Origin of the sequence: Deinococcus marmoris DSM 12784, assembly GCF_000701405.1 — a bacterium.
In the GTDB taxonomy this organism is placed as follows: domain Bacteria; phylum Deinococcota; class Deinococci; order Deinococcales; family Deinococcaceae; genus Deinococcus; species Deinococcus marmoris.
The window spans coordinates 1-5,738 of sequence record NZ_JNIV01000166.1; the positions used below are offsets into that span (position 1 = coordinate 1).

A 5,738-nucleotide genomic window follows, 5' to 3' on the forward strand; every position below is an offset into this window, starting at 1 on the left:
GCGGCAGGCGTCAGGGGTGGCGCGGCGGCCTGACGGTCCTGGGCGGCGCGGCCCATCGCCAGAAACTGCGCGGTGGCCTTCGCCCTTTTGGGGGTGAGAGAGGCATCAATAGTATTCAGGACTGGAAATACGGGGCCGTTCTGCCGTACCCTGTGGGTCAGGCTGTCCCCCTGTTGGTTTTTCATTCGACTGGGTTCCTTCGGGGTGGGATAGCAGGATCAGAGCGTTGGACGCGCTGTTGATCCGCTTCGAGCTTCACAGTAGCACCCCGCCTTCAAGCGGGGTGCGATCTGTTGGAGTTCTGTTGGCCCTCTGTTGGACTGCCGTAAGGCGATCTGGGACTTAGCAACAGCTTTTTAGACTCAGTGCATACATTTGACAGGGGCTGGATACCGCCCTATATTGGAGAAATCAAAGCGGCCTCCGGGCCGTTTTTTCCGTTCCCACTCGCAACCTCAGCGCGAGGGAAAAGGTCCACCACCACCCTCTTTGCTGATTTTTCTCCTAATCCTACCCACCCAGCAGCCGGATCATCAGTCCACGTAAGCCCGTCGGCTGCGACTTCGCTGTGGCAGGGGGCAATGCAGCGTGGGCGGTCACTTCCAGGCGGGCCAGTTGTCCACGTATCAACTCGACTTCCACTCTGGCCGCCGCTGCTGCGCCCACTTCCTGTGCCAACTCGCGGCGAAGTGCCGCAGTTTCCTCACGGCTCCTGGTCAGCTCGGCCATGATCGGCGCAAGTGCTGGGGCCAGTGCCTCCCTCAGCAGCTCGGCGAGATCCCCGCGATTGGTCAGCATTTCAGACACCAGCCCATCCGATAGGGGAGGCGCAGCAGGCGAGTGCAGCACCCGGAGCGCCGCCTCCACACTGGCTGCCTCACGGCGGTGAACCATGCCCATAGCCCTGCTGAGAAGATCCACCACCGGTTCAGGCCACAACCTTTCCAGATGTTCACCTCTGGGCAGCGGCTCACCCATCAGCGCCTCTAACGTGACCGCATGTTTCCTCAGTGTGGGGAGACCTACCCCCACCCGCTCGGACACTTGCTGTGGCGTCAGCACAAGAGGCGCATCGGTCATGCTCAGCAGCCTACAGGGGGGGCGATGGGGGCGCTGCACCACCCAGTCGCTGGGGGCGCGTGATCGCCTAGAGCGCCCCCCAAAAGATGCGCCCTGGACAGTGAAAAGCTGTTTCTCTGATCGAGGTGGTGTTGCCTCTCCGTGCAAGCGACGCCGCCTTGACTGCGTCATCCCAGATCCTTTCTGGTAAGGCCAATTACTGGAAGTCAGACCCCAGAGCTAACTTCGGTTAGGACTGGGGCAGACCAGGCTGGTCACTCCACCTACCAGGAGATGTTCAATCTCACGGTCAGTGAAGCCCATACTTTTTACGTAGGACAGGGTGGCTGGCTGGTTCATAATGCTGGTGGAGGCGGTGCTCCAGCCGCCGCACTGTATGGACCTCAGTGGAAACCTGCTTCTTTGAAAGATGCTATTGCGGCAGTTGGGGCTGATCCTAAAGCTGGAATACCAAATCCTAAAGGAAGTAAGATGTTATATTTTAGCCAAGATGGTACCCGTGCTGTTATATATGATCCTGCAGGAAAATATTTTAGAGTTCAAGATCTCACCCATCCAGGTGCTGCGAAAGGATTGACCCCCTCGTATTTGGACGAACTGGGACAACCTCTGTCTGATAAATCCACAGTAACTAGACCTAATGGCAAGACAGTCAAAGTTTCCATGACACCCGCACAGCAGCAGGCCCAAAGCCATTTCTCAAATATTGATTGCCCTTAATATGAATGAGAATTTTCAATGGGGCGGTACTGTGTATTGGGCTGAGCTGTATGACGTGGTTAATAACGGCGAGGAACCGGAAGTAGGATATCTTGAAATTAAGACTAATCTGAGAAATCGTGTACTCAACTGTATATTCTATCCTGCTAGAGAGATTTATAATATTTCGATTGATGAGTGGGAATTAAATTTAGTTAGATCATCTGATTTATATAAAATAAAACTTATTATTGATCGTTTAATGCAGAAATCTTCGGACGAAATAGAGTTTAACGAATGGATGAGCGATCTGAGTCAATTAATTTCTAAGGCAATATACCTAAGGAAAGATATTTATATAAGTCTTTAAATCATTAATTAGTCACTAAGACCATCAAACATATTTTCGTATTTTTTGCTAATTTTTCTAATTTGAGAGTCCGCCGTATGGCGGATTCTTTGTGATGTGACATGTCCGTCAATGGGCAAAATTGTCAAGCAAGACGTTCATGGAATGTAGATTGCCAAGCTATTGCGAGAAAAGGTCAAGCTCCGATGTGTCAGCCTAAAGTACACCCCAACCTGACGTCAGATCGTAGGCCAAAAAGCGTCAGGCTAGGATTGGTTTTGGTATTTTCTGACAGCTTAAGGCAAGGGTCTGGAGCCTAATCTGACACCCAGTTATGCCAGGCTGTAGAGATGGCGCAGAGACCTATTCTCGTGAACCGCAACTGGCTTCCAAACCTCTGGGGTGATGTACCTGCCGAGGAAGATAAGTGGCTAAGTGTCAACCTCGATAACAACGACGGATTCCAACGTTTCATCAATGAAGGTCTCAAACCCTCCTTCCAAGAACTTCCTTTACGTCAGCAGCACCGCTTGAAAGAAACATTTCGGTACGCCCTAACTCAGTTTGACGAGACTGAACTTGCCTACGCTTTCGATTCGTGTGGTCTACCACTCACACGACCTCAAGATGAAATTCGAGCGTTCTATATTCGGATCTGGCAGGCAATGTTTGGAACTGAAGACTTCACGCAATTTGACCCGATGCAATATCTCGAGGTGGACGGCTCCGTTCAGTCCATGTGGAGCTAAAACTTGCGATAAAGAGTCCAGTGAGAATATTCCTCGTATCACTCCCTCAAGCGCGCTCGAAGGACTGCCGCATACGGTGGTGCTATCTAAGCCGCCCAGAATTCTGGAAAATTCTCCATCACCGTTCGTAACCGTGGGACCGTTCGCGCTGCTGCTGGCGCTGGTACTCGCGGTCCTCGTCGTAGCTGCGCTCGTGCTGGTGTTGGCGGCCCAGCTCCTGCACGTCGCCGTGGTCCTGATACAGCCCCAGCTCCCGTTGCTGCTCTCGCTGCTGTTCGTAGCTCTCGCGCCCATACGTTCGCAGGTCCGCCAGCTCGTCCTTCTGCAAGGTCCGACTGGTGGCCGCCAGAACGTGGATGTGGTCGTGCTGGCCCTGGTCCGTGTGGCTCACCGCCAGCCAGTCCTTGACCGTGTTGCCCTGGGCCTCGATGCGCGCCATCTGCTCGGCGGCCCATATCTGCCGTCCGTGTTCGTCCAGGTCCGCGTGACCCTCGCCGGGGTTGAGCGTGATCCGGTAGAAGTAGGTCTTGCCGTCGCTCTCGGCGGCCCGGTCCAGACGGTCATACGCCTCCTGGCGTGTCACCTCGCTGTCCCTATCGAACAGCGGGCGGGTCTGGCGCTCGCCTAAATCGTCTTGGCGGTGCTGCATGTAGCGCACCGATCCCTTCGCCTGGCTGGCGCTGCGGGTGTAGCTGGCCTTGACCACCGAGATGGATCTGGTTCCTGCTCCTGACATGACCTACTTCCGCCCGCCGAACATCCCACGGGGTTTGCTGGCCTCCTCCTGGGCATCTTGCAGATGGGTGATGGCGGTCAGCAGTTGGACGGTCAGTTTATGAATGCTGCCCGTCAGCTCTCCCATGCTGCCCTGGGTCAGTTTCTCCTGAGCTTCCAGGGCCTCCACCCGCCCCACCAGGGCGCTCACCACCTTCAAACCCTGCTGGAGTTGGCGGGTGGCCTCAGCAAGACCCACCAGCGCCGCCGGTTCCTGCGCCCCTGCACCTTCGCTGATCTCGTTCAGGGTGGCCCGCACTCCAGGGGTGGGGGTCTTCAACTTCTCGACGGCCTGATTCCAAGCGCTGCCGTAGAGCTGCTTGGCCGTGTCGTGATCGCTGCCGTAGAGCTTGTACAGGGCATGGCCTGCCGTCAGCCGTCCGGCCATGCTCTCCAGGGCGGTGCGGGCCAGGAGGTGCGAGAGCCGGTGGCCCTGGGCCTTGACCTCGTTGCGGGTCTGGACCCCCAGTCCTTCCACCATCTCCAGCAGTTCGGTTCGCAGGGAGGACAGGGCATCCTCGCGGATCGCTTCGTGGGCCTGTCGCTCCCCGGCCTCCACCAGCCGGACCACCGTTGTCGTGAGCCGATCACCGCGCACGTCGGCCAGGCGTTCGACCCGTTCGGCCAGCTCGGCGGGCAGCACCACCGACACTTTGCGGCCTCCGCTCGTCGTCGTCACGTTCGCGGTTGTATCCGACTGTTTTTTGCGTGGTGGCACAGTGTTTTCCTCCTGGATTCGAGCAAAGTGCTTTTCGTCTTTGATTCTATCCGACTCCAGAATCGTTGTATAGGCGAGTGTTCAGCGACGACTTCGGAGAAGTCGGAAGGGGAACTTATCTTGCTTACTTTCCCCCATACGACGATAAGAGGTAAAAACGGGGTGGGGATGCAGGCGGGAATTGAGGGGGGAAACGTTGCTCCGCTTGGGCCAAGGCATATCGATTATGAGTGACCTTCAGAGTTGACATCTGCTACCCCCACACCCTGACACGCTGCACTGGTTTCAGGACAAGAGCGTGACAAAAATGCGGGCATGACCCATGCAGAACCCCAAACACTCCGTCAAGCCATCAGCAAAATATGGGGGCCATCAAAGCTAAGGGTGAACGCATGACCAGTGCCACCACCTATCCCCTTAGCGTAGTAGCGCGCACAGATCTTGAGATGACCCCAGTTAGTGGGCGTCGAAAAAGACCGAGTCCATTTGATAGGCCAGCGCCTCTCCTGTAGCCGCTACCGGGCGGGAACGCAGTTCGTAGGTGTACATTCCTCCCTTCGGGTCCGTGTTGCCATCTTCGACGCCATGCCGGACCAGAACGTTCCAACCGGCCTGCAAGGAGAGCTTCGTATCTGACTTCGTCCTGAAGTAAAACCCCTCGGTAGGCGCGTACTCCACGCGGCAGTCGTACTGCACATTCACGCTGCCTGCCCGATCCGCGTATACCAGTCCTTGCGTGACAACATCAATGATGGGTACCTGCGAACGCCAATCCGTCAGCAACGCCACATCAACTGTTCGGACCAATGAGCCACTAGGCCGCACACGCAACGTCCCCATCCCTAGCTTCATGGCCGGGTCGCTGTACTGCGCTATCTGGCCTGTACATATCCCATTAATCACCGACGTAGTAGTCCAGAAACCAGTGACAGGAGCCAAGAACGTTGCGGGCACCTGAGCAGGCAACGCTAGGGAATACCGATGTTTGGCATCCACAATCGTGCGCGAGACGGGTTGGGTATCAAAGCCAAAGGACGCCGTGGACGCGAGATTCTCGTTCCAACCACGAATGCCGACTTCCAGAGTCAGCGTCCGCCCGACAAACACGTCGCTGGCCGCACCTGGTGATTCGGTGTTGTCAACGGCGAGCGTGCCGGTCATCCACTGGCCGCCCATTGGGCTTGGCACTATGTCTTGGAGTGCGGGGGTGCGGTCACAAGCAGAGACGACAAAAAGCGCAAGCAGCACACTGAGCAGTGTAGGATTCATAGGTAGCTTTACTATAGAAGTTGGGTTAGAGCTTGTGAGACGTGTACTTCGGCAAATCTGGCAAGTGCTTTCTTCTCTAATTGACATTAGGCAAGAGAAA

General features: G+C 56.0%; 8 protein-coding genes. 3 read left to right on the forward strand and 5 right to left on the reverse strand.

Features of this window, described 5'->3' with window-relative positions; genetic code table 11:
- Both Q319_RS25075 and Q319_RS25935 read right to left on the reverse strand, forming a co-directional pair.
- A partial coding sequence (locus tag Q319_RS25075) for a hypothetical protein (protein ID WP_034416390.1) occupies positions 1 to 185 on the reverse strand: 185 nt, incomplete at its 3' end.
- A 325-nt stretch (positions 186 to 510) separates the two neighbouring features.
- Entirely contained in the window at positions 511 to 1,080 is a 570-nt protein-coding gene (locus Q319_RS25935; RefSeq protein WP_029484593.1) for a hypothetical protein, read from the reverse strand.
- Between the two features lie 273 nt (positions 1,081 to 1,353).
- On the opposite strand from Q319_RS25935, the gene Q319_RS27625 reads away from it, so the two are divergent.
- The 3 genes from Q319_RS27625 to Q319_RS0122240 all read left to right on the forward strand — a co-directional run bounded on the left by Q319_RS27625 (position 1,354) and on the right by Q319_RS0122240 (position 2,877).
- Positions 1,354 to 1,800, forward strand: coding sequence for a hypothetical protein (locus tag Q319_RS27625; RefSeq protein WP_156039542.1), 447 nt, complete (start codon positions 1,354 to 1,356; stop codon positions 1,798 to 1,800).
- Between the two features lies 1 nt (position 1,801).
- Positions 1,802 to 2,149, forward strand: a complete 348-nt coding sequence (locus Q319_RS27630; RefSeq protein ID WP_156039543.1) for a hypothetical protein — start codon at positions 1,802 to 1,804, stop codon at positions 2,147 to 2,149.
- Positions 2,150 to 2,478: 329 nt separating this feature from the next.
- The gene (locus Q319_RS0122240) at positions 2,479 to 2,877 is read left to right on the forward strand and encodes a hypothetical protein (protein ID WP_029484594.1); all 399 of its coding nucleotides are present in this window, start codon (positions 2,479 to 2,481) and stop codon (positions 2,875 to 2,877) included.
- Positions 2,878 to 2,995: 118 nt separating this feature from the next.
- On the opposite strand, the gene Q319_RS0122245 is transcribed toward Q319_RS0122240, so the two are convergent.
- From Q319_RS0122245 to Q319_RS0122255, 3 genes are all read right to left on the reverse strand, one after another.
- Positions 2,996 to 3,613, reverse strand: coding sequence for a hypothetical protein (locus tag Q319_RS0122245; RefSeq protein WP_081846240.1), 618 nt, complete (start codon positions 3,611 to 3,613; stop codon positions 2,996 to 2,998).
- Positions 3,614 to 3,616: 3 nt separating this feature from the next.
- Positions 3,617 to 4,330 (reverse strand): hypothetical protein, encoded by a 714-nt coding sequence (locus tag Q319_RS0122250; protein WP_245619445.1) that lies wholly within the window; start codon positions 4,328 to 4,330, stop codon positions 3,617 to 3,619.
- A gap of 495 nt (positions 4,331 to 4,825) precedes the next feature.
- Positions 4,826 to 5,617, reverse strand: coding sequence for a hypothetical protein (locus Q319_RS0122255; protein WP_156039545.1), 792 nt, complete (start codon positions 5,615 to 5,617; stop codon positions 4,826 to 4,828).
- Positions 5,618 to 5,738: the final 121 nt, after the last annotated feature.